Here is a 21953-nt window from a genome sequence, read left to right on the forward strand (position 1 = left end):
CAACGGCGCAACGGCGCCGTGTTTCATGGCCTTGATACCGATCAAAAAGCATCCGCCGCAGCGGTCTAAGCTACCAGCAGCGGCCAAGGACAAGGAGAACGCCATGCCAGCCCACCTGATCATCGAAGACGGCCAACCCTGGTGGTGGGACAGCGCCGATATCTGGGTCGTGCCGGGCAATGATCCGAATGGTCCGCCCGGCGCGCCCATCGCCGGCACCGCCAACTACCTGTGGGGCCGCGTGTACAACACGGGCAACAGCGCCTCGAACGGCGTGCGCGTGGACTTTTACTGGGCTGACCCTTCCGGCCAGATCGCCGTCGGCGCCGCCACGCAGATCGGCTCCGCGTTTGCCGACTTGCCGCCGGGCGCCACGCAGGAAGTGCTGTGCCTAGTGCCCTGGGTGCCCGTCATCGTCAACGGCGGCCACGAATGCCTGCTGGCCGTGGCCCACGGCGCGGGCGACATCAACCCGCTGCCCGATCCCCTGCCCAACGGTTTTCCTTTCCAGCCCACCCTGCACGAACAGATCGCCCAGCGCAATGTCACCGTGGTGCTGGCGGCAAGGCGCGCGCAATCGCTGTCCATCGCGGTGGCGGCCCTGCCCCGCGCAACGAAAAAAGTGGAATTGCAGATTGAGCAGGGCGGCGAGCTGCCGGAACACTTGCTGGCCACCCTGGGCCTCGAGCGCTGGCAGCCGGCCAGGGACGCCCGCCTGATAGCGGGCCTGGCGCGCACGCCCCACTGCAATGGCGATGCGCCCGGCGAGCAAAAGCTGGCGCTGGAAGTGCCGCGCGGCCAGGCGCAGGCCGCGTACCTGAGCGTGCGCGCCGAAGCCTTGCCGCCCCGCCAGTATGCGCTGCTGCGCGTGCTGGAGAGCCAGGAAGGCAAGGTCGTGGGCGGCATCACGTATATCGTCACCGACCTGGAGAAAGAGCAAGCGCAAGACCAGCAAAGCCCCGAGGAGCAAGCATCATGAGCGATACCCCCCTGCAGGTGCTGACGCGGCCGTTCGCAATCGAGCCCGTCACCAACATCATGCTGCCCGATGGCATCTTCGACAATGCCATCTATGGCTTGCGCATCGCCGCCCACGTCACCAATATGTCCAGCAGCGCCCTGAACAATGTCACCGTGTACCTGGAAAGCGTGGGCGACCCCGGCATCGTGCCCGTGGCGCGCACCTTCTTCTTTGCCAGCATTCCCGCCGGCGCGGCCATGCTGGTGATGTGGGATGCCGACTTCCAGCATGCCGCGCCCGGCAAGAGACTCGTCAGCTTCGTCGCCAAGGCGGACGGCTACACGCCGCACCGCTCGATCCAGCAAATCTTCGTCTCGCAGACGCGCTTCGACAGCGCCACCAACACGTACACGTGCACGGTCGAGGAAGGCACACTGGAACTGTCCAAGCCGCAAGGCCATTTGCCCGGCAAGCGCTGGGGCAGCACGGGCGGCGACGGGAAAGACTGCCGCTGCCCGCCCGGCCTGGGGCCCATCGTGCCGACCGGCATGACCCTCGTCTGGACGCCGAACCCCGCCTACGCGGGCACGCATGGCGAGCTGCCGTTTGCCGACCCGTGGTGGAAGATACTCGCCATTATCATCGCCATCATTGCTGCGCTGGTAGCCATCATTTCGGCCGCGCTCGGTTCCGGCAAGGCCAGCTTCAGCGTGGGCGGCACCTTCGAGGAAACCGATCCCAGCGTCGACTGCTGCTCGCTGGAAGGGGCCGGCTCGGGCCAGCCCGAATTCACGGTGGCGGGCGTGGCCTCGGCCATCGCCTCGGGCGCCATCGCCGTCGCCTGCTCCGATATCGCGGACCCGTTCTGGCGTGGCCAGGAAGCAACACCACCGGCCGCCGGCGAACTGACCCTGGCCGAGCGCGTGGTGGCGAAATGGGTGCTGCCGGAAGCGCCAAACGCGGGCCTGCCCTACACGGCCGACATCAGCTGGCAGTACGAGCGCTTCACCACGGGCGCCACCTACCAGCATGCCGTGAACGAAACGCAGGTCAACATCCACCTGGCGGGGCCCGTGGAAACAGATACGCCCGCCGTCGTGCAAGCCTACGAACCGCTGTGGCTGCGTGCCAGCTTCAAGCGCGACAATGGCAATGTGTTCCGCGGCACGGAGCTGTATGCCTTCGTGCTGTTCCAGGCGCCGCAGGGCCTGTATTTCGTCGAATCGCTGACCGATGACGGTCTGGGCTTCGATCCGGGCGCCAACGATGGCGTCTACGCAGGCAGCCTGGACCTGAAGCGGGCTTACCGCACCTTGCTGCAATATGATCAAAAGGTCTACGGCACCTGGCGCGTCTTCGTTTTCGCCCAGGACGTCAACCTGACCAAGCCCGGCACGCCGCCCGAAATCGCCGCCCAGCACATCGGCGGCATGTTCGTCGCCAGCGCCATCGAAATCACCTTCGACGACACCCTGCCCTGCCCGCTCAAGGCGCAGGCGAATATCGTGGTGGTGTAGTGATAAGCGAGGTCAGGCGTAGGTCGCGCAGGTCGGATTAGCGCCAGCGGCGCCATTGGATACTCATGCGCGCAGACCAGGAGCCGCTGAGAAAATGCCCAGGGCCAGGTGCCGCCCCGAAGACAGTACTTCAGTACAGCGAGGTAAATGCAGGGCAGGCAACAACGCCCAGGGCGTTGTATCCGCCGCTCTTAAACTTTAACGCTTTCAGGTTTCGCTATCACCGTGCGCGGAATGATATCCGTTGCCGGGCAAGTCTCCATCGCATCCGAATACGCGAGCCAGCGCTGCAGGCTTTCCATGCGGCGGATGGTGATGCCCTTGCCATTGATATAACCGATCTGCTCGAAATTGGCAGGGCTGGTGGTCAGTTTCGACACGGTGGGCGCATTATCGACCAGCCGGTCGTAGGCCTTGCGCGCCTTGTGTTCCCACTTGGCCAGCACGGGATCGTCAAAGCGGTTGCTTTCAAAATACACGGTGATGGTACGGTCGTGGTTGGCAAAGCCGACGATGGCCGCACCCTTGCGTATGGTCAACAGGACATCTTCCTTGACGCCCGTGACGGGAACGAAGACGGCGGCGCGCCCATCCGTATCCGGCCGCTCCATGGGAATATCTTGTCCGATTATGCTCATCACTTCACACTCTTCATCATCGCCTGTTGGCTTGTTGTCCCTGCATCACTGGAAGCGAGCCGCCGTGCGCATGCGTTTGCCGCTGCGCCGGGCCACTCCCAGGCTCGCTGCCATGCCCTGCAATACCATTTATCAAATAATACATTGCTGGAAAGCACTACACAAGTAATCAGGGGCGCGGCAGCCGCCTGCCCTCCGCCGGATGGGGAATGGTGTGGCCAGTGGCAATCACCTTATAATGCTGCGATTACTTCACGTCCCCCACCTCCGCACCATGACGCTTCCCGAGAATGACACCAGCCGGCTCGACGCCATCAGCGCCGCCGCCACCGAAGTGGCCGCGCAAAACGTGGCCGACCTGCTGGCCATGGCCATCTGCCACCGCCCCGACGAACCGGCCCTGATCGTCTGCGACAAGCGCAGCTGGCTCAATGTCGTGCTGACGGAAGCGTATCGCCAGGCCTTGCCGGACGCCGCCTTCATCGATTTCGACGACGTCACGCCCGACGCCGTGCTGGCCGCGTTTGCCGAACTGCCGGCGGGCAGCCTCGTCGTGCTGATCCAGTCGACCAGCTTCCGCCTGGAAGCGTTCCGCATCCGCATCGAGCTGTTCAAGCGGGGCCTGAAAGTGATCGAACACGTGCACTTGTCGCGCATGCCCGGCGTGCAGGGCTTGCACTACATCGCCTCGCTGGCCTACGACCCCGCCTATTACCGCGGCGTGGGCCATGCGCTCAAGGCGCGCATCGACGGCGCCCGCCACGGCATAGTCGAGAGCGGCGGCGAGCAGCTGGTCTTCGCGTCCCCGTTCGAATCGGCCAAGCTCAATATCGGCGACTACAGCGGCATGAACAATATCGGCGGCCAGTTCCCCCTGGGCGAAGTGTTTACGGAAGCGCAGGACCTGGAAGCGGTCAATGGCCGCGTGCGCATCTTTGTTTTCGGCGACACGCACTTTATGGTCAACCGCCCCGACACCCCGATCACCCTGATCATCGAAAAGGGGCGCGTGACGGGCACGGAACACGCCACGCCGGAATTTACCGCCATGCTGGAGATCATCCGCGCGCACGAAGGCGAAGTATGGGTGCGCGAACTGGGCTTCGGCATGAACCGCGCCTTTTCGCGCGAGCAGCTGGTCAACGACATCGGCACGTATGAACGCATGTGCGGCATCCACCTGTCGCTGGGCGCCAAGCATGGCGTGTATACGAAACCGCAGTTCAAGCGCAAGGATGCGCGCTACCACGTCGATATCTTCGCCGTCACGCAAGCCGTTTATCTGGACGACGAGCGCGTGTACGCGGATGGCGCGTGGACGGTGGAACCGGTCGCATTCAGCTAAAAAATCCTGCCGCCGCCAGTTCGCGGTCCCACGGCGGCACCGGCTGGTATTCGGCCACCAGGAAATCGATCAGCGCGCGCACCTTGGGCGACGGCTGGCGGCTGGCCGGATACAGGGCGCTCAAGTGATTCAGGGGCAGCTCCCAGCCGGACAGCACGGGCAGCAGGCTGCCATCGAGCAGGTTGCGCCAGGCGAGGAACGTGGTGCTGTAGACGATGCCGAGTCCCCGCTGCGCCGCCTGGTGCAGCACCAGGCCATTGTTCGCCGTAAAACCCGCCTGCACGCGCACGCTCACCGCCTCTTGCCGGTCTCCCTCCCCGCGCTGGAAATGCCAGTTCGTGCCATCCGTCAGGTGGCTGAAATGCAGGCACTGGTGCTGCAATAGGTCTTGCGGCGTCTGCGGCACGTCCCATTGCGCCAGGTAGGCGGGACTGGCGCACAGCACGGCGCGGCACGGCGCCAGCGGACGCATGGCCAGCGCGCTGCTGTCCGGGATGCCGCCCACGCGGATGGTCAAATCGAAGCCGTGGCGTATCGGGTCGAGCAGCGCATCGTCGACAAACAATTCGGCCTGCACCTGCGGGTGCAGCAAACTGAAACGGGCGACGGCGTCGGCCAGCCACGCGCTGCCGAAACTCGATGGCGCCTGGATGCGCAGCGGCCCGGCCAGCTCCGCCCCGGCTCCCGCCTGCGCCACATGCGCCACCATGCGCGCCGCTTCCTGCGCCTGGCTGACGGTGGCCATGCACGGCGCCAGGTAAGCGCGGCCCGCGTCCGTCAGGCTCACTTCGCGCGTGGAGCGGTGCAGCAGGCGCGCATGCAGGCGCTCTTCCAGCTGCATGATGGTCTTGCTGACCATGGCGCGCGTCAGTCCCAGGCGCTGCCCGGCCACCGTAAAGCTGCGCTGGCGCGCCACTTCGACAAAGATTTCCATCGCTTTTAGTTGATCCATGTCAAAGATTGTCTTCGCTTTGGCAACAATCTGTCAACCGCAGGGCGATTGTTTGCCGCCCTCGCCCATCCTACAATGGCGCTTTCCATTGACCTCCGGAGCCGCCGCCATGCTAACGATCGAACAACAAGAACAATACCAACGCGACGGCTACATTATCCTGCCCGGCTTCAAGGGGGCGGACGAAATCGCCACCCTGCGCGCGCGCGCCGAACAGATTGTCAACGAATTCGATCCCAGCGTCAGCCAGTCGATCTTCACCACGCGCGACCAGGCGAAGAACACCAACGATTATTTTCTCGCTTCCGACAATACCATCCGCTGCTTCTTCGAGGAAGAAGCGTTCGGCGCGGACGGCCAGCTGAAGCAGGCCAAATCGCTGTCGATCAACAAGATCGGCCACGCCATGCATGACCTGGACCCCGTCTTCCGCAGCTTTTCGGCCGACCCGAAACTGGCCGCAGTGGCGCGCGACCTGGGCCTGGCAGATGCGCAGGTGTGGCAATCGATGTACATCTTCAAACAGCCCGGCATCGGCGGCGAAGTGCGCTGGCACCAGGACGCCACGTATTTCGAGACCACGCCGATCAGCGTGACCACGTTCTGGTTTGCGCTGGAAGACGCCACCCTGGAAAACGGCTGCCTGTGGGCGGAACCGGGCGGCCACCGCGGCCCGCTGCGCGAACGCTTCATCCGTAACGGCGACGCCGTGCGCGTGGAAAAACTCGACGCCACGCCATGGCCCGACGACAGCACGGCCGTCCCGCTCGAAGTCAAGGCCGGCGCCCTCGTCTGCTTCCATGGCTTGCTGCCCCACTACAGCGCGCCGAACCGCTCGCCCGTCTCGCGCCACGCCTACACCCTGCACGCCACGGACGGCCAGACGGAATACGCGGCCCACAACTGGATCCAGCGCGACGCAACGTTCCCCGTGCGGGGCTTCGTCTGATGCGCATCGACGTCTTTGCCGCCCACTGGGGCAATAACGAGCTGCCGCCCGACGTCTTCATCGACAAAGTGCTGGCGGCCGGCTTCGACGGCATCGAAATGTCGCTGCCGCTGGACGCCGCCCTGCGCGAGGAATGGACGGACCGCATCGCCAAGGCGGGACTGCAGCTGATCGCCGCGCAGTGGGAAACCGTCTTCCACAGCGACTTCGAGCTGCACCGCGCCGCCCTGGCCGAACTGCTGGAAAACGCCTGTTTGGCGCGCCCCGTGCTGGTCAACACGCACACGGGCAAGGATTTCTATACGCCGGCGCAGAATGCGCAGCTGCTCGACCTGGCCGCCGCCATCTCGGAAAAGCACGGCGTGCCCATCGTGCACGAAATCCACCGCAGCCGCTTCAGCGGCCATCCGATGCTGCTGCTGCCCTACCTGGCGCAGTATCCCGAGCTGCCATTGACGGCCGACCTGTCGCACTGGTGCTGCGCCTGCGAATCGCTGCTGGAAGACCAGCCGCAGACCCTGGCGCAGGTGCTGCCGCTGGTGCGCCACGTGCATGCGCGCGTGGGCCACGCGCAAGGGCCGCAGGTCGCCGACTTCCGCGCACCGGAAGCGAAACCGGCACTCGACGCCCACCTGGCCTGGTGGGATGCCATCGTCGCCCTGCGCCGCGCGGCCGGCGCCGAGCGCATGACGTTCACGCCGGAATTCGGCCCCGCGCCGTACACGCAAACGCTGCCCTGGACGCAGCAGCCCGTGAGCGACGCGTGGGAACAGAACGTCGCCATGCTCGATCTGCTGCGCACGCGCTACGCCGGCTAAGCGTCTGCGTCCCGGCGCCGGATCGCCAGGTCCGGCGCCGCGCATTGCAATTAGGTAGTGCGCTATATATACTGTGCCCATGGATACCACCACCGCCCCCAATCCCTTGCACCAGGTGCCGCGCCTGGACAGCCAGCTGTGCTTTGCGCTGTACTCGACTTCGCTTGCCATGAACAAGCTGTACCGCAAGCTCCTGCGCAAGCTCGGTCTCACCTATTCGCAATACCTGGTGATGATGGTGTTGTGGGAACGCGACGGCCTGACGGTGTCGGAAGTAGGCGAGCGCCTATTCCTCGACTCGGCCACCCTGACGCCCCTGCTCAAGCGCATGGAGCAATCGGGCCTGTTGACGCGCACGCGCGCCGCCAGTGACGAGCGGCAAGTCATCATTTCCCTCACGGAACAGGGTGACCAGCTGCGCCACGAGGCGGCCCTGCTGCCCGAAGCCATCCTGACGGCCAGCCACTGCAGTGTGGAACAGGTTGTGGACATGAAACAACAGCTGAACCAGTTACGCGACAGCCTGATGAAAAGTGAGTAAAAGCGCCGCTTTTTCAAGCAAAATCAGGCAAAGTTCTCCCCTGACGGCGCCAGGCAAAAGCTGGCGTGAAATCCGCCTTTCTTTATTACAAATCGATACATGGATGGCCCCGCCCTGCGTATAGAATAGTTGCCACTATTTCCTTACAACAACATCAGGGTGAATATGCGCATACCTTTCGGCTCCGTAGCCTCGTTGGCTCTGTGTTTTACCGTGTCGGCCTTCGCTGCCGAACCATTCGACGACAAGTTCCGCCAGCTCGAAGAGGTGCTGCCCACCCCAAATACCTACCGCACCGCCTCCGGCGCGCCGGGCCACGCCTACTGGCAGCAGCGCGCCGACTACACGATCCGCGCGACGCTGGACGAAGCCAAACGCGAGATCGCCGGCAGTGGCACCATCACCTATCATAACCAGTCGCCCGACACCCTCGGTTACCTGTGGGTGCAGCTGGACCAGAATATCTACAAGCCCGATTCCGACGCGCGCCGCATGACCACGGCGCCCTCGCGCCAGGCGTGGGCCAAGACGACGGGCGAAGAGACCATGAAGTTCGAAGGCTTGCGCGGCATCCTCGCCCGCGGCGACTTCCAGGGCGGCTTCAATATCCGCCGCTTGACAGGCGCGGATGGCCAGCCCCTGAAGTACGTTATCAACCGCACCATGATGCGCATCGACTTGCCGCAGCCCCTGAAGCCGGGCCAGGATTTCGTCTTCCAGATCGACTGGGATTACCGCATCAACGAACAGAAGGTGCTGGGCGGGCGCGCCGGCTATGAAGTCTTCGACGACAAGAACGTCCTGTTCGAAGTGGCGCAGTGGTTCCCCCGCATGGCGGCCTATTACGATGCGGCCGGCTGGCAGCACAAGCAGTTCCTCGGCTCCGGCGAATTCACGCTGGAATTCGGCGACTACGACGTGCAGCTGACCGTTCCTGCCGACCATATCGTCGCCTCCACGGGGGAGCTGCAAAACCCGCAGGAGGTGCTGTCTTCCGCGCAGCGCGAGCGCCTGGAAAAGGCCCGAGGCAGCGACAAGCCCGTCGTCATCGTCACGCAGAAGGAAGCCGAGGCGGCCGAAAAAACAGTGAGCCGCGCGCAAAAGACGTGGCACTTCAAGGCGGCCAACGTGCGCGACTTCGCCTGGGCCTCGAGCCGCAAGTTCATCTGGGATGCGCAGGGCTACAAGAAGGGTGGCAGCGATGTGATGGCCATGTCCTACTATCCGAAAGAGGGCAATCCCTTGTGGGAAAAATACAGCACGCAAGCCATCGTGCACACGATTGAACAGTACAACAAGTACAGCATCGACTATCCGTATCCGACGGCCATCTCCGTCAACGGCCCCGTGGGCGGCATGGAGTATCCGATGATCTCGTTTAACGGCCCCCGGCCGGTGAAGGACAAGAAGACGGGCGAACTAACCTACTCGAAGCGCACCAAATATGGCCTGATCGGCGTGATCATCCACGAAGTGGGCCACAACTACTACCCGATGATCATCAACTCGGACGAACGCCAGTGGACGTGGATGGACGAAGGCCTCAACACCTTCGTGCAATACCTGGCGCAGCAGGCGTGGGAAGAAAACTACCCGGCCTCGCGCGGCGAACCGCGCGAGATCGTCGACTACATGCGTAGCCGCGACCAGGTGCCCATCATGACCAATTCCGAGTCCCTGCTGCAGTTCGGTAACAACGCCTACGCCAAGCCGGCGGCGGGACTGAACATCCTGCGCGAAACCATCCTCGGGCGCGAACTGTTCGACTACGCGTTCAAGGAATATGCGCAGCGCTGGAAGTTCAAGCGCCCCACGCCCGCCGACTTTTTCCGCACCATGGAAGACGCCTCCGGCACGGACCTGGACTGGTTCTGGCGCGGCTGGTTCTATACGACCGACCCGGTCGACATCAGCATCGACGGCATCAGCGAATATGGCGTGAGCTCAAAAGATCCGGCAACGGAAAAAGCGTGGAAGAAGGCGCAAAAGGACGCCCAGCCGGAATCCGTCACGAGCCGCGCCAACAAGGGTATGCCGCGCCGGGTCGAGGCACATCCGGAGCTGAAGGATTTCTACAACCAACACGACGATTTCACGGTGACCAACAAGGACCGCAACGCCTACGCCGAAGCGCTGGCCGCCCTGGAACCGTGGGAAAAGGACTTGTTGAAACAGGGCAAGCACCTGTACCTGGTCGACCTGTCGAACGTGGGCGGCATGGTCATGCCGCTGATCCTCGAAATCGAACTAAAAAGCGGCAAGAAGTACGTCGAGCGCGTGCCAGCCGAAGTGTGGCGCTACTCGCCGAAGAAAATCACCAAGGTCGTCATCACGGATGAACCGATGGTGGGCCTGGTGCAGGACCCGTACTGGGAAACGGCCGATATCGACACGAGCAACAACGCTTGGCCGCGGAAAATCACGCCATCGCGCCTGGAACTGTTCAAGAGCGAGAAGTCGCCCAAGGATAACCTGATGCGCGATTTTCATACGCCGCTGAAAGACAAGAACGGCGGCTCGGCCAGGGGCGACGAGGCGTGAAGCGCTGGCGTCTGCTCGCTTGCGCCACGCTGGCCTGCGCCAGCATGGCGGCGAGCGCCCATAATTTCCACATGGGCATCGCCGATATCAGCTATAACGCGGCCAGCGGCAGCACCGAAGTGGTGCACACCTACACGGGCCACGACGTCGAGGCGCTGCTGACCAATCTGTACCAGCGCCAGTTCGACCTGGGTCAGGAAGACAGCGAAGCGGCACTGCGCCGCTATGTCGAAAAACAGTTTTACCTCGTGGCGCCGGACGGCAAGCGCCTGCGCCTGAACTGGGTCGGCATGAAGGTCAATGCCGACAACGTGGTGATCTTCCAGGAACTCGAACGCACGCGCCTGGCGCCCGCCACGCGCATCCACAACCAGCTGCTGATCGACTTCCTGCCCAGCCAGCGCAACACCCTCAACGTGCAGGACAGCGGCGCCATCCAGACGCTGATTTTCGACCGCCAGAACACGGAACTGCCGATCCGCTAAACACCGGCAAACTGCCGCCACACCCATACACCCATGACGCCACGCTCTCTGCCCCTCCTCCTCGCCGCCCTGTTTTTACCTGCCGCCGTCCACGCCGACGACATCTTCCAGCGCGTGCTGGTCGACGGTTCGCGCCTGAACCAGCTGGGCGTGGCCGATTCGGCCAACGCGGGCAGCGTCACGCAAAAGCAGCTCGATGCGCGCACCAGCTACCGGCCCGGCGAACTGCTCGAAGCCGTGCCGGGGCTGATCGTCAGCCAGCATAGCGGCGAGGGCAAGGCCAACCAGTTCTACCTGCGCGGCTTCAACCTCGATCACGGCACGGACTTGCGCACCACCGTCGACGAGATGCCCGTCAACCAGCGCAGCCATGGCCACGGACAGGGCTGGACGGACCTGAACTTCCTGATACCCGAACTGGCCATGCGCCTCGATTACAAAAAGGGGCCATATTCGGCGACGCAAGGCGACTTTTCCTCGGCGGGGGCGGCGTCCGTCGTGTATGCGAACCGCCTGACGCAGGGCGTCGCCAGCGTGGGACTCGGACAAAACGGCTTTCGCCGCGCCCTGCTGGCCGATTCGCCCGATGCGGGCGACGGCAGCCTGCTGTACGCGCTCGAAGCGCAGCATAACGATGGCCCGTTCACACAGCCGGACCGCTACCGCAAGCTCAATGGCGTGCTGCGCTACAGCGAAGGCTATGCCAACAACGGCTTCAACGTCACGGCCATGGCGTACGACGCCAGCTGGAACGCCACCGACCAGATTCCGCTGCGCGCCGTGCAGGACGGCACGTTGGGCCGCTTCGACGCCATCGATGCCAGCGATGGCGGCAAGGCGCAGCGCTACAGCCTGTCGGGCGCCTGGCGCCAGACGACGGACGACGTGTCGTCCAGGGTCAGCGCGTATGTGATCGCCAACCGCCTGGCCCTGTTCTCGAATTTTACGTATGCGATGGACGATCCCGACAACGGCGACCAGTTCGCCCAGCCCGACCGGCGCGTGACGGCCGGCCTGGATGCCAGCCACACCTGGCACCGCCACACGGACAGGGGCAGCAGCGACACCACCATCGGCCTGCAGCTCCAGAACGACAATATCCACAATGGCTTGTACAACACGCGGCAGCGGCAGATCCTGTCAACCACGCGGCAAGACCACATCGTCGAGTCGAGCATCGGCGTGTATGGCGAAAACAGCACGCGCTGGTCGCGCTGGCTGCGCACCGTGGCCGGCCTGCGCGCGGACGCCTACCGCTTCGACGTGCGCAGCGACCGCGCCGCCAATTCGGGCACGGCCAGCGACCATTTGTTCAGTCCCAGCCTGAGCGTGATCGCGGGACCGTGGCGCGATACGGAAGCGTATCTCAACATCGGCAATGGCTTTCACAGCAACGACGCGCGCGGCACGACGATCATGGTCGACCCGAAGACGGGCGAGGCGGCCGACAAGGTCACGCCTTTGGTGCGCTCGCGCGGGCTGGAACTGGGCTTGCGCAGCGCCGCCATCGCCGGCCTGCAAACCTCGCTGTCGCTGTACCGCCTGGACTTCGATTCCGAGCTGCTGTTCATCGGCGACGCGGGCGCCACCGAGGCGGGCCGCCCCAGCCGCCGCTACGGCGTGGAGTTTTCCAGCTACTACAAGGCGGCCAGCTGGCTGTCGCTAGACCTGGACCTGGCGTATGCGCGGGCGCGCTCGCGCGGCAGCGACCCGGTGGGCGACTTCATCCCCGGCGCCATCGAAGGCGTGGCCCAGCTGGCCATGACGGTGACGCCGCCGGGGCCGTGGTCGGGTTCCTTGCGCCTGCGCTACTTCGGCCCGCGCCCGCTGATTGAAGACAACAGCGTGCGCTCCGCGGCCAGCGTGGGCTTGAACGGGCGTATCGCCTACCAAATCGACAAGACCTTGCGCGTGGAAGTCGAAGGCTACAACCTGGCCAACCGGCGCGACTCGGCCATCGACTATTACTATGCCTCGCGCCTGCCCGGCGAAGCACAACCCGTCGACGATATCCACTTCCATCCGGTGGAATCGCGCTCGCTGCGCCTGACCCTGGTAAAGAATTTTTAACTCAACAAGAATAATTCCTGTCTCACTGCACAGGAAACGCCGCGAAGTCGTAGAATGCCAGGCTGGATAAACTGAGACAGGCCGCGTTCCGGCCCGCACCGCCATGAGCACTTCCGCACCGATCTTTACCGACCCTTCCCACGTCAAGGAAGCCTTGCGCGATGACGGCTATGCCGTCCTGCGCCCGCAGGACGTGGCCGCGCTGGCCGGCTGCCCGCTGGCCGCGCTGCGCGCGCTGGAAGGGAGCTGGAATACCCTCCCACTGGACAATTACCTGAAGGATGGCGGCCGCTATCGCCGCCGGCGCCACTCGTGCTTCGTGCAGGATGGCGAGCGCCTGACGCAGACGGCGCACCGTCCGCACTGGCAACCGGTGGAATACAACGCCCTGCACGGCGGCATGCACCGCCTGTTCGAACCGGTCGAAGCGGCTATCGTTGCGCAAGCGGCCTGGCAGCAGCTGATCCGCGCGCTGGGCGACGCCTGCTCGCAGGTCAAGGGCAGCCAACCGTGGTTCATCGAAGCGCACCAGTTCCGCATCGATACGACCGATGGCATCGGCCGCCCCACGCCGGAAGGTGCGCACCGCGACGGCGTCGATTTCGTCGCCGTGCTGCTGATCGGGCGCGAACAGGTCAAGGGCGGCGAGACGCGCATCTTCGAGGCCAATGGCCCCAACGGCAAGCGCTTTACCCTGACCGAGCCGTGGTCGCTGCTGCTGCTCGACGATGCGTCTGTCATCCACGAATCGACGCCGATCCAGCCGATCGGCGAACATGGCCACCGCGATACGCTCGTGCTGACCTATCGCGCAGGTCAGTTCCAGGGCGAAAACTGACAAGCAGCCACAGCATTCCCTGTGGCCAAAATAGTTACTTGGAAGTTACTTTTGCAGACCTAAATCCGATATAGTCATACGATGTCGATATTGCGCGCTCACCGCGCCCAGCATCACCACACTGAAATTCTAGGAGAGGTCTGTGGACTCCAACAACCAAATCAAGCCTGACGAAATCGAGATCCTGATCGTCGAGGATAGCCCGACCCAGGCGGAGCGCTTGCGCCGCCTGATCCAGTCCCTGCACTATAACGCGCGCGTGGCGGCCAATGGCCAGCTGGCCCTGGCCGCCATCCGCGAGCGCAAGCCGCACCTGGTGCTGTCCGACATCGTCATGCCTGAAATGAACGGCTACGACCTGTGCCGCGCCATCAAGTCCGATCCGACCTTGCGCGACATCCCCGTGATCCTCGTCACCTCGCTCAACGATCCGAAGGACATCATCCGCGGCATCGAGTGCGGCGCGGACAATTTCATCCGCAAGCCCTACGCGGAAGACTACCTGCTCAACCGCATCAGTCACATGCTGATGAACCAGAAGCTGCGCAAGAACCAGAATGTGGAAATCGGCATCGCCCTGTACCTGGGCGACCAGAAGCACTTCATCAATGCGGAGCGCCAGCAAATCCTCGACCTGCTGATCTCCACGTATGAACAGGCGGTACAGGTCAACGGCGAACTGCAGGCGCGCGAACGCCAGGTGATCGAGCTGAACATGCGCCTGGCGCACCATGCGGCCGAACTGGAAACCATCAACCGCGAAATCGCCCTGAAAAACCTGGAACTGGCCGAGGCGAGCCGCATGAAGTCGGCCTTCATCGCGAACATGTCGCACGAACTGCGCACGCCGCTCAACGCCATCATCGGCTTCACGGGCGCGCTGCTCATGAAACTGCCAGGCCCCCTGACGTCCGACCAGGACAAGCAGCTGAACACCATCCGCGCCAGCGCGCGCCATCTGCTCTCGCTGATCAACGACATCCTCGACGTGGCCAAGATCGAGGCCGGCAAGCTGACCCTGTCGATCGAACCCGTGCACTGCCAGGAACTGATGGCCGACGTGGCCGACACCCTGCGCCCCCTGGCCCAGCAAAAGGGCCTGGCCCTGGAAATGGCGCTGGGAGAAGAAGGCCAGCCGCCCGCCATCATCGACACGGACCGCCGCGCATTGACGCAAATCCTCATCAACTTGCTCAACAACGCCATCAAGTTCACGGAACAGGGCACGGTGCGCATCAGCCTTGCCCAGCGCGACGAGGACGGCGTGCTGGTGACGGAAATGAGCATTGCCGACAGCGGCGCCGGCATCAAGGAAGAAGACCAGGCCAAGCTGTTCCAGGCCTTCTCGCAGCTCGATTCCACCTCCACGCGCCACGTGGAAGGCGCGGGACTGGGCCTGTACCTGTGCCAGAACCTGGCCAACGCCATCGGCGGCGCCCTGTTTTTCAACAGCGACTACGGCTCCGGCAGCACGTTTACGCTGGCCCTGCGCAGCAAGGCCTGAGTTTCTGTGCGCCGCAGCATGAAATTTTGATTTCTTGCCATCCAGGACAGACCGATACAGTAGTTCTACGGTATTGCACCGCACCATTTTCAGCGCTATAGTAGAACTGTCTCCTCCAATTCGTTCTCCGAACATTGGATTACGCCCGCGAATACAACCGCGGGCTTTTTTTTGCCTGCATTTTCCCTCATCTTCACCTTTCCTTAACTAAATCGAACGATTTAGTTATATCAATCGTTTGAGATATGTGATTAAATCTCCGGCATGATTGAAAAAAACGCCATCCCCACTTCCCACGCCGACGAAGGGCGCAAGCCCCGTTCCGACGGCGAACAGTCGCGCGAGCGCCTGCTGCATAGCGCCATCCGCCTGTTTGCCGAGCAGGGCTACGCCAAGACGTCCACGCGCGAACTGGCGCAGGCGGCCGGCACGAACGCCGCAGCCATCAGCTACTATTTTGGCGACAAGGCGGGCCTGTACCGCGCCGCCTTCGCCCAGCAGTCGGCAAACCCGCAAGACAATATCGCCCTGTACGAACAACCGCATTTCACCTTGCGCCAAAGCCTGGAAGGCTTTTATGCGCAGCTGCTCGCCCCCATGCAGCAGGGCGAGATCGCGCGCGACTGCATGCGCCTGTGGTGCCGCGAGATGCTCGAACCGACGGGCTTGTGGGCCCGCGAAATCGACCAGAATATCCGCCCCGAACACGAGGCGCTCACGCGCGTGCTGGCGCGCCACCTGGGTGCACCCGACGACAGCGACGACATGCACCGCCTGGCCTTTTCCATCGCTTCGCTCGCCCTGCAGCACATGGTGGGTGCCGAGGTGCTGCAAACCTTGCGCCCGCAGCTGCTGGAATCGCCGCAGGCCATCGACACCTGGCTGGGGCGCATGACCGACTACGCACTGGCCATGGCCGACGTGGAGCGCCAGCGTCTGGCCACTCCTCCCTCTACCCCTACCGCTCAACGACAAGCAGAAGGACCAGCATGACGACTATTCGATGCACCGTTCAACGTGTCCTGGCCGCCAGCATCGTGCTGGCGCTGGGCGGTTGTGCCCTGCAGGGGCCGCCCGCAGCGGTGGCCACCAGCGCGCCCGCGCAGTGGCAGGCGCCGCTGCCGCATAACGGCAAGCTGACGGACCTGGCCAGCTGGTGGCAGGGCCAGGGTGACAGCCTGCTGGTGGAATTGATCACCGACGCGCAGCAGGTCAGCCCGACCATCGCCGCCGCCCGCACGCGCATCGTGCAGGCGCGCGCGGACAGAGTCGCCAGCGGCGCCGCGCTGGCGCCCGCGCTCGATGCGACGGGCAGCGTGGTGCGCACCAGCCAGCAATCGGCCCAGCCCGGCGGTACCACCTCGCAGGCCGCGCTGCAGGCGTCATGGGAAATCGACGTCTTCGGTGCCAACCGCGCTACGCGCGATGCGGCGCAGGAGCGCTACGACAGCGCGCGCGCAGGCTGGCATGAAGCCCGCGTCTCGGTCGCCGCCGAAGTGGCAAACCAGTATTACGCCTTGCGCACCTGCCAGCAACTGCAGGCAGTGTCCGAACAGGATGCCGTCTCGCGCCGCGACTCGGCACGCCTGACGGAGCTGAGCGCCGGCGCCGGCTTCCAGCCGCCCGCCAACGCCGCCCTGGCCCGCGCCAGCGCCGCCGAAGGCGCCAGCCGCGCCATCGAACAACGCGCCGCGTGCGACGTGAATGTCAAGGCGCTGGTGGCCCTGTCGGCCATGCCGGAAGCGTCGCTGCGCGAGAAGCTGGCGGCCAGCCCGGCCGTCCTGCCCTCGCCCGTGGCGATTGCGCAACTGCCGGCGCAAACCCTGGACCAGCGTCCCGATATCTACAGCGCCGAACGCGAAGTGGCGGCCGCCAGCTTTGAAGTGCGCGGCGCGCAGGCGCAGCGCTACCCGCGCCTGAGCCTGGCCGGCTCCATCGGCAAGGGCAATATCCGCGCCGGAGGCACCAGCATCACGGCCAGCACCTGGAGCATCGGCCCGCTGGCCGTCAGCCTGCCCATTTTCGACGGCGGCACCCGCCGCGCCCAGGTCGATGCGGCAACGGCGCGCTACGACGAAGCCGTGGTGAAGTACCGTGCCGGCGTGCGCCAGGCCGTGCGCGAAGTGGAAGAAGCGCTGGTCAACCTGGCCAGCACGGACGCGCGCAGCGGCCACGCGAAAACGGCGCTGGAAGGCTATCGCGTGTCGTTTGTCGCCACCGAGGACCGCTACAAGAATGGCCTGGCCAGCCTGATCGAACTGGAAGACGCGCGCCGCACGCGCCTGGCCGCCGAAAACACCGTGGTCAACCTGGAGCGCGAACGCAGCGCCGCCTGGGTAGCGCTGTACCGCGCCGCCGGCGGCGGCTGGAACAGCAGCAGCGCCATCGCCAACAACGCACCCTGACGGATACGACAACATGAAAAAAATGACCTTGAAACCGATGGCTCTCGCCCTTGCCGCCCTCTGCGTTGTGCTGGGTGCCGGCGTTACCCTGTATTCCCCGTCCTCCACGGCGGCCGACGACGCCAAGGATAAGAACGCGGCGCAAAAACCGGCGCTCACCGTCACCACGGCCAAGCCGCAGACGGCCAGCCTGCCCATCAAGCTGAAGGCCAACGGCAACGTGGCCGCCTGGCAGGAAGCCGTCATCGGCAGCGAATCGAACGGCTTGCGCCTGACGGATGTGCGCGTGAATGTCGGCGACGTGGTGCGCGCCGGCCAGGTGCTGGCCGTGTTCTCGAATGACACGGTCAATGCCGACGTGGCGCAGGCGAAGGCCGCCGTGCTGGAAGCGGAAGCGAATGCCGCGGAAGCCGCCGCCAACGCGCAGCGCGCCCGTTCGCTGCAAAGCACGGGCGCCATCAGCGCGCAGCAGATCAGCCAGTACCTGACGGCCGAACAGACGGCCAACGCGCGCATCGCGTCCGCCAAGGCGCAGCTGGCGTCGCAACAGCTGCGCCTGAAATACACGCAGGTGGTGGCGCCCGACAGCGGCATCATCTCTGCGCGCTCGGCCACCGTCGGCTCCGTCGTGGGCGCCGGCACGGAACTGTTCCGCATGATCCGCCAGGGGCGCCTCGAATGGCGCGCCGAAGTGACGGCCACCGAGCTCATGAGCCTGAAAGCGGGTACCCTGGCGCAAGTCAAGGCGGCCAACGGCAGCGTCTTGACGGGCAAGGTGCGCATGATCGCCCCTACCGTCGATCCGCAGACGCGTTCCGCCCTCGTATACGTCGACCTTCCGGCCAGCACCGGCAACAATGCGCCGTTCAAGGCCGGCATGTACGCCAGCGGCGAATTCGAACTGGGTACCTCGGGTGCGCTGACGGTGCCGCAGCAGGCGATTGCCGTGCGCGATGGCTTCAGTTATGTCTTCCGCCTGAATGCCGACCAGCGGGTCAGCCAGATCAAGGTGCAGGCCGGACGGCGCCTGAGCGACCGCATCGAGATTTTAGGCGGCATCACGGCCGACACCACCATCGTCGTCAGCGGCGCCGGCTTCCTCAATGACGGTGACCTGGTGCGGAATGTTCAAAATCCGGTGGCAACCCCGGTCGCAGCGGCTGCCAAGCCGGCCGCAGCGAAAAAGTAAGGAAAAACCATGAATTTTTCCTCCCTCTCGATCAAGAATCCGATCCCGGCCATCATGCTGTTCGTGCTGCTGACCCTGGCCGGCTTGCTGGCCTACAAGGCCAATCCGGTGCAGGATTTCCCCGACATCGAACTGCCCATAGTCACCGTCAGCGCGGTGCTGCCCGGCGCCGCGCCGGCGCAGCTGGAAACGGAAGTGGCGCGCAAGATCGAAGACTCCGTCGCCACCCTGCAAGGCGTGAAAAACATCTACACCAAGGTGCTCGACGGCGTCGTCACGGTGACCGTCGAATTCATCCTGGAAAAGCAGATCGCCGAAGCCGTCAACGATGTGCGCGACGCCGTCGCGCGGGTCAAGGCGGACATGCCGGCCGAGCTGCGCGACCCCACCGTCACCAAGGCGTCCACGGCAGGGCGCGTGGTGCTGACCTTTATCGCCACGGCAAAGCCGGGCGTCGACAACCCGCTCGACGCGCCTGACCTGTCCTGGTTCGTCGACAACACGGTGGCCAAGCGCCTCCTGACCGTGCCCGGCGTGGGCGCCGTCACCCGCGTGGGCGGCGTCTACCGCGAGATCCAGGTGGAACTCGACGAGGCGCGCATGGCCGCCTTGAAAGTGTCGGCCCTCGATGTCTCGCGCCAGCTGCGCCTGGTGCAGCGCGAAGCGCCCGGCGGCCGGGGCGACATCAGCGGCGCCGAGCAGTCGGTGCGCACCATCGCCACCGTGAAAACGGCCGATGAACTGTCGCGCGTGGAAGTGCCGCTGCCGGACGGGCGCCACGTGCGCCTGGACCAGGTGGCCACCGTGCGCGACACGGTCGCCGAACCGCGCGCGCTGGCCGAGCAGGATGGCAAGACCGTCGTCGCCTTTGAAGTGTTCCGCACCAAGGGCGCCAGCGAAGTGGCCGTCGCCAAGGGCGCGCGCGACGCCATCGCCGACCTGCAGAAGGAAAACCCGAATGTCGTGCTGCAGCAGTCGATCGACAATGCCTTCCCCGTCGAGGAAAACTTCGACGGCTCGATGGAGCTGCTGTACGAAGGCGCGCTGCTGGCCGTGCTGGTGGTGTGGTGGTTCCTGCGCGACTGGCGCGCCACCTTGGTGGCCGCCGCCGCCCTGCCCCTGTCCGTGATGCCAGCCTTCCTCGGCATCTACTGGTTCGGTTACACGCTCAACACCGTCACCCTGCTGTCGCTGGCGCTGGTCGTCGGCGTGCTGGTCGACGACGCCATCGTGGAAATCGAAAACATCGAGCGCCATCTGCGCATGGGCAAGTCGCCCATGGAAGCGGCCATGGAAGCGGCCGACGAAATCGGCATGGCGGTGATCGCCACCACCTTCGCGCTGGTAGCCGTGTTCCTGCCAACGGCCTTCATGAGCGGCATTCCCGGCCTGTTCTTCAAACAGTTCGGCTGGACGGCCGTGCTGGCCGTACTGGCCTCGCTGGTGGTCGCGCGCCTGCTCACGCCGATGATGGCCGCCTACATCCTGAAACCGCTGCCGCACAAGGAAGAACAGGATGGCTGGCTAATGACGCGCTACCTGAAAGTCATGCGCTGGTGCCTGAACCACCGCGGCACCACGGCCATCGCTGCGGCCCTGTTCTTTATCGGTGCCATCGCGCTCGTGCCGCTGCTGCCGACGGGCTTCGTGCCGGCCGCCGACCGCGCGCAGACGCAGATCAACCTGGAACTGCCTCCCGGCTCCACCCTGGGCGAAACGCAAGCCGTGGCGGCCCTGGCGCGCGATGCGGCCATGCGTACGCCAGGCATCCAGGGCGTCTTCAGTTCGATTGGCGGCGGCTCCAGCGGCGACGCCTTCGCTCCCGGCGCGGCTGCCGAGGCACGCCGCGCCGTGCTGACCCTAACCACCGTGCACCGCACGGAGCGCAAGGAATCGATGGCGGGCCTGGAAACGCAGCTGCGCCACAAGCTCGATACGATACCCGGCGCGCGCTTCACGGTGGGGCCGCCCGACACGGGCGTCAAGATGCAGCTGGTGCTGCGCTCGGAAGACCCCGTGGCGCTGATGGCGGCGGCACAAAAGGTCGAGCGCGAGCTGCGCGGCCTGAAAGGCATCGGCAACGTCAATTCCAGCGCTTCGCTGGTGCGCCCGGAAATCATCGTGCGCCCTGATTTTGCCAAGGCGGCCGACCTGGGCGTGACGGCGGCAGCCATCGGCGAGACCGTGCGCGTGGCCACGGCCGGCGACTACGATACGGACCTGACGAAAATGAACCTGCCCGAGCGGCAGGTGCCGATTCGCGTCAAGCTGCCCAACAGCGTGCGCGCCGACCTGGCCGCCATCGAACGCCTGACCGTGCCCGGCAAAAATGGTCCCGTGCGCCTGGCGAACGTGGCCACCGTGACGATGGAAAGCGGCCCGGCGCAGATCGACCGCTTGAACCGCAGCCGCAACGTGACCCTCGACGTAGAACTCGGTTCGCGCACCCTGGGCGAACTGAACGAAGAAGCGCGTGCGCTGTCGTCGATGAAGAATCTGCCGCCGTCCGTGAAGATCGCCGAACTGGGCGACGCGCAGGAAATGGCCTCGCTGTTCGCCAGCTTCGGCCTGGCCATGCTGATCGGCGTGCTGTGCATCTACTGCGTGCTGGTGCTGCTGTTCAAGGACTTCATGCAGCCGGTGACCATCCTGGCGGCGCTGCCGCTGTCGATCGGCGGCGCCTTCGTGGCCCTGCTGATCACAGGCAGCGCCCTGTCGATGCCGTCGATGATCGGCCTGATCATGCTGATGGGGATCGTCACCAAGAACTCGATCCTGCTGGTCGACTATGCGATCCTGGCGCGCCAGGCTGGCATGAACCGCTTCGATGCGCTGGTCGACGCTTGCCACAAGCGCAGCCGGCCCATTTTGATGACGACGATCGCCATGGGTGCCGGCATGATGCCGCTGGCGCTGGGCTGGGGCGCCGACCCCAGCTTCCGTTCGCCGATGGCCATTACCGTCATCGGCGGCCTGATCACGTCGACTTTATTGAGCCTGCTGGTGGTGCCGGCCGTGTTCACCTATATCGACGACCTGGAGCACCTGCTCAAGCGCGGCATGGCCAGACTGCGCCGCCAAAAGGCGCCGCTGCGGCGCGATGACAAGGTGGCGCTGGAAAAATAAGCGCCGCCACCGTTTGCAAAATCGCCCCCTGCGGGCAAGGAAGCGAAGGACCGGCCGCCAGGCCGCGCTCCCTC

The 21953-nt window shown here is 64.7% G+C and carries 17 protein-coding genes; 15 read left to right on the forward strand and 2 right to left on the reverse strand.

Going from position 1 to position 21953, the window contains the following annotated elements; translation table 11 throughout:
- The first annotated feature begins 103 nt into the window (after positions 1 to 103).
- Complete coding sequence (locus O3298_RS04450; protein WP_289916960.1) at positions 104 to 979, forward strand: hypothetical protein; 876 nt, start codon at positions 104 to 106, stop codon at positions 977 to 979.
- Positions 976 to 2478, forward strand: a complete 1503-nt coding sequence (locus tag O3298_RS04455) for a hypothetical protein (protein WP_289916962.1) — start codon at positions 976 to 978, stop codon at positions 2476 to 2478. Before O3298_RS04450 ends, O3298_RS04455 begins: the two co-directional genes overlap by 4 nt.
- 191 nt (positions 2479 to 2669) lie before the next feature.
- Here O3298_RS04455 and O3298_RS04460 read toward each other — a convergent pair whose 3' ends face one another.
- Positions 2670 to 3089 carry a hypothetical protein gene (locus tag O3298_RS04460; RefSeq protein ID WP_077408133.1) on the reverse strand — a complete coding sequence of 140 codons (420 nt, stop codon included), beginning with the start codon at positions 3087 to 3089 and terminating at the stop codon, positions 2670 to 2672.
- Between the two features lie 301 nt (positions 3090 to 3390).
- On the opposite strand from O3298_RS04460, the gene O3298_RS04465 reads away from it, so the two are divergent.
- On the forward strand, positions 3391 to 4461 hold the full coding sequence (locus O3298_RS04465) for a hypothetical protein (protein WP_289916963.1): 1071 nt from the start codon (positions 3391 to 3393) through the stop codon (positions 4459 to 4461).
- Here O3298_RS04465 and O3298_RS04470 read toward each other — a convergent pair.
- On the reverse strand, positions 4454 to 5413 hold the full coding sequence (locus O3298_RS04470) for a LysR family transcriptional regulator (RefSeq protein ID WP_289916964.1): 960 nt from the start codon (positions 5411 to 5413) through the stop codon (positions 4454 to 4456). The genes O3298_RS04465 and O3298_RS04470 overlap by 8 nt on opposite strands.
- A 109-nt stretch (positions 5414 to 5522) precedes the next feature.
- On the opposite strand from O3298_RS04470, the gene O3298_RS04475 reads away from it, so the two are divergent.
- The 12 genes from O3298_RS04475 (at position 5523) to O3298_RS04530 (ending at position 21879) form a co-directional block, all read left to right on the forward strand.
- Positions 5523 to 6362, forward strand: a complete 840-nt coding sequence (locus O3298_RS04475; protein WP_289903771.1) for a phytanoyl-CoA dioxygenase family protein — start codon at positions 5523 to 5525, stop codon at positions 6360 to 6362.
- The gene (locus O3298_RS04480; RefSeq protein WP_305058601.1) at positions 6362 to 7180 is read left to right on the forward strand and encodes a sugar phosphate isomerase/epimerase; all 819 of its coding nucleotides are present in this window, start codon (positions 6362 to 6364) and stop codon (positions 7178 to 7180) included. Before O3298_RS04475 ends, O3298_RS04480 begins: the two co-directional genes overlap by 1 nt.
- A gap of 79 nt (positions 7181 to 7259) precedes the next feature.
- Positions 7260 to 7721, forward strand: a complete 462-nt coding sequence (locus O3298_RS04485; protein ID WP_289903768.1) for a MarR family winged helix-turn-helix transcriptional regulator — start codon at positions 7260 to 7262, stop codon at positions 7719 to 7721.
- Between the two features lie 165 nt (positions 7722 to 7886).
- On the forward strand, positions 7887 to 10262 hold the full coding sequence (locus O3298_RS04490) for a M1 family metallopeptidase (protein WP_305058602.1): 2376 nt from the start codon (positions 7887 to 7889) through the stop codon (positions 10260 to 10262).
- The gene (locus O3298_RS04495) at positions 10259 to 10747 is read left to right on the forward strand and encodes a DUF6702 family protein (protein WP_289911321.1); all 489 of its coding nucleotides are present in this window, start codon (positions 10259 to 10261) and stop codon (positions 10745 to 10747) included. Before O3298_RS04490 ends, O3298_RS04495 begins: the two co-directional genes overlap by 4 nt.
- 33 nt (positions 10748 to 10780) lie before the next feature.
- Positions 10781 to 12817 (forward strand): TonB-dependent receptor, encoded by a 2037-nt coding sequence (locus O3298_RS04500; RefSeq protein ID WP_305058603.1) that lies wholly within the window; start codon positions 10781 to 10783, stop codon positions 12815 to 12817.
- A 103-nt stretch (positions 12818 to 12920) separates the two neighbouring features.
- Positions 12921 to 13655, forward strand: coding sequence for a 2OG-Fe dioxygenase family protein (locus O3298_RS04505; protein WP_305058604.1), 735 nt, complete (start codon positions 12921 to 12923; stop codon positions 13653 to 13655).
- A 142-nt stretch (positions 13656 to 13797) separates the two neighbouring features.
- The gene (locus tag O3298_RS04510) at positions 13798 to 15159 is read left to right on the forward strand and encodes a hybrid sensor histidine kinase/response regulator (RefSeq protein ID WP_099666722.1); all 1362 of its coding nucleotides are present in this window, start codon (positions 13798 to 13800) and stop codon (positions 15157 to 15159) included.
- A 264-nt stretch (positions 15160 to 15423) separates the two neighbouring features.
- A complete protein-coding gene (locus O3298_RS04515) occupies positions 15424 to 16152 on the forward strand; it encodes a CerR family C-terminal domain-containing protein (RefSeq protein ID WP_305058605.1) in 729 nt (242 codons plus the stop codon).
- Positions 16149 to 17564 carry an efflux transporter outer membrane subunit gene (locus O3298_RS04520; RefSeq protein WP_305058606.1) on the forward strand — a complete coding sequence of 472 codons (1416 nt, stop codon included), beginning with the start codon at positions 16149 to 16151 and terminating at the stop codon, positions 17562 to 17564. The genes O3298_RS04515 and O3298_RS04520 overlap by 4 nt, the downstream gene beginning before the upstream one ends.
- A gap of 13 nt (positions 17565 to 17577) precedes the next feature.
- A complete protein-coding gene (locus O3298_RS04525; RefSeq protein ID WP_305058607.1) occupies positions 17578 to 18753 on the forward strand; it encodes an efflux RND transporter periplasmic adaptor subunit in 1176 nt (391 codons plus the stop codon).
- Positions 18754 to 18762: 9 nt separating this feature from the next.
- A complete protein-coding gene (locus O3298_RS04530) occupies positions 18763 to 21879 on the forward strand; it encodes an efflux RND transporter permease subunit (RefSeq protein ID WP_305058608.1) in 3117 nt (1038 codons plus the stop codon).
- The last annotated feature ends 74 nt before the right edge of the window (positions 21880 to 21953 follow it).

This window comes from Janthinobacterium sp. SUN137, from assembly GCF_030587265.1.
Classification (GTDB): Bacteria; Pseudomonadota; Gammaproteobacteria; order Burkholderiales; family Burkholderiaceae_D; genus Janthinobacterium; species Janthinobacterium kumbetense.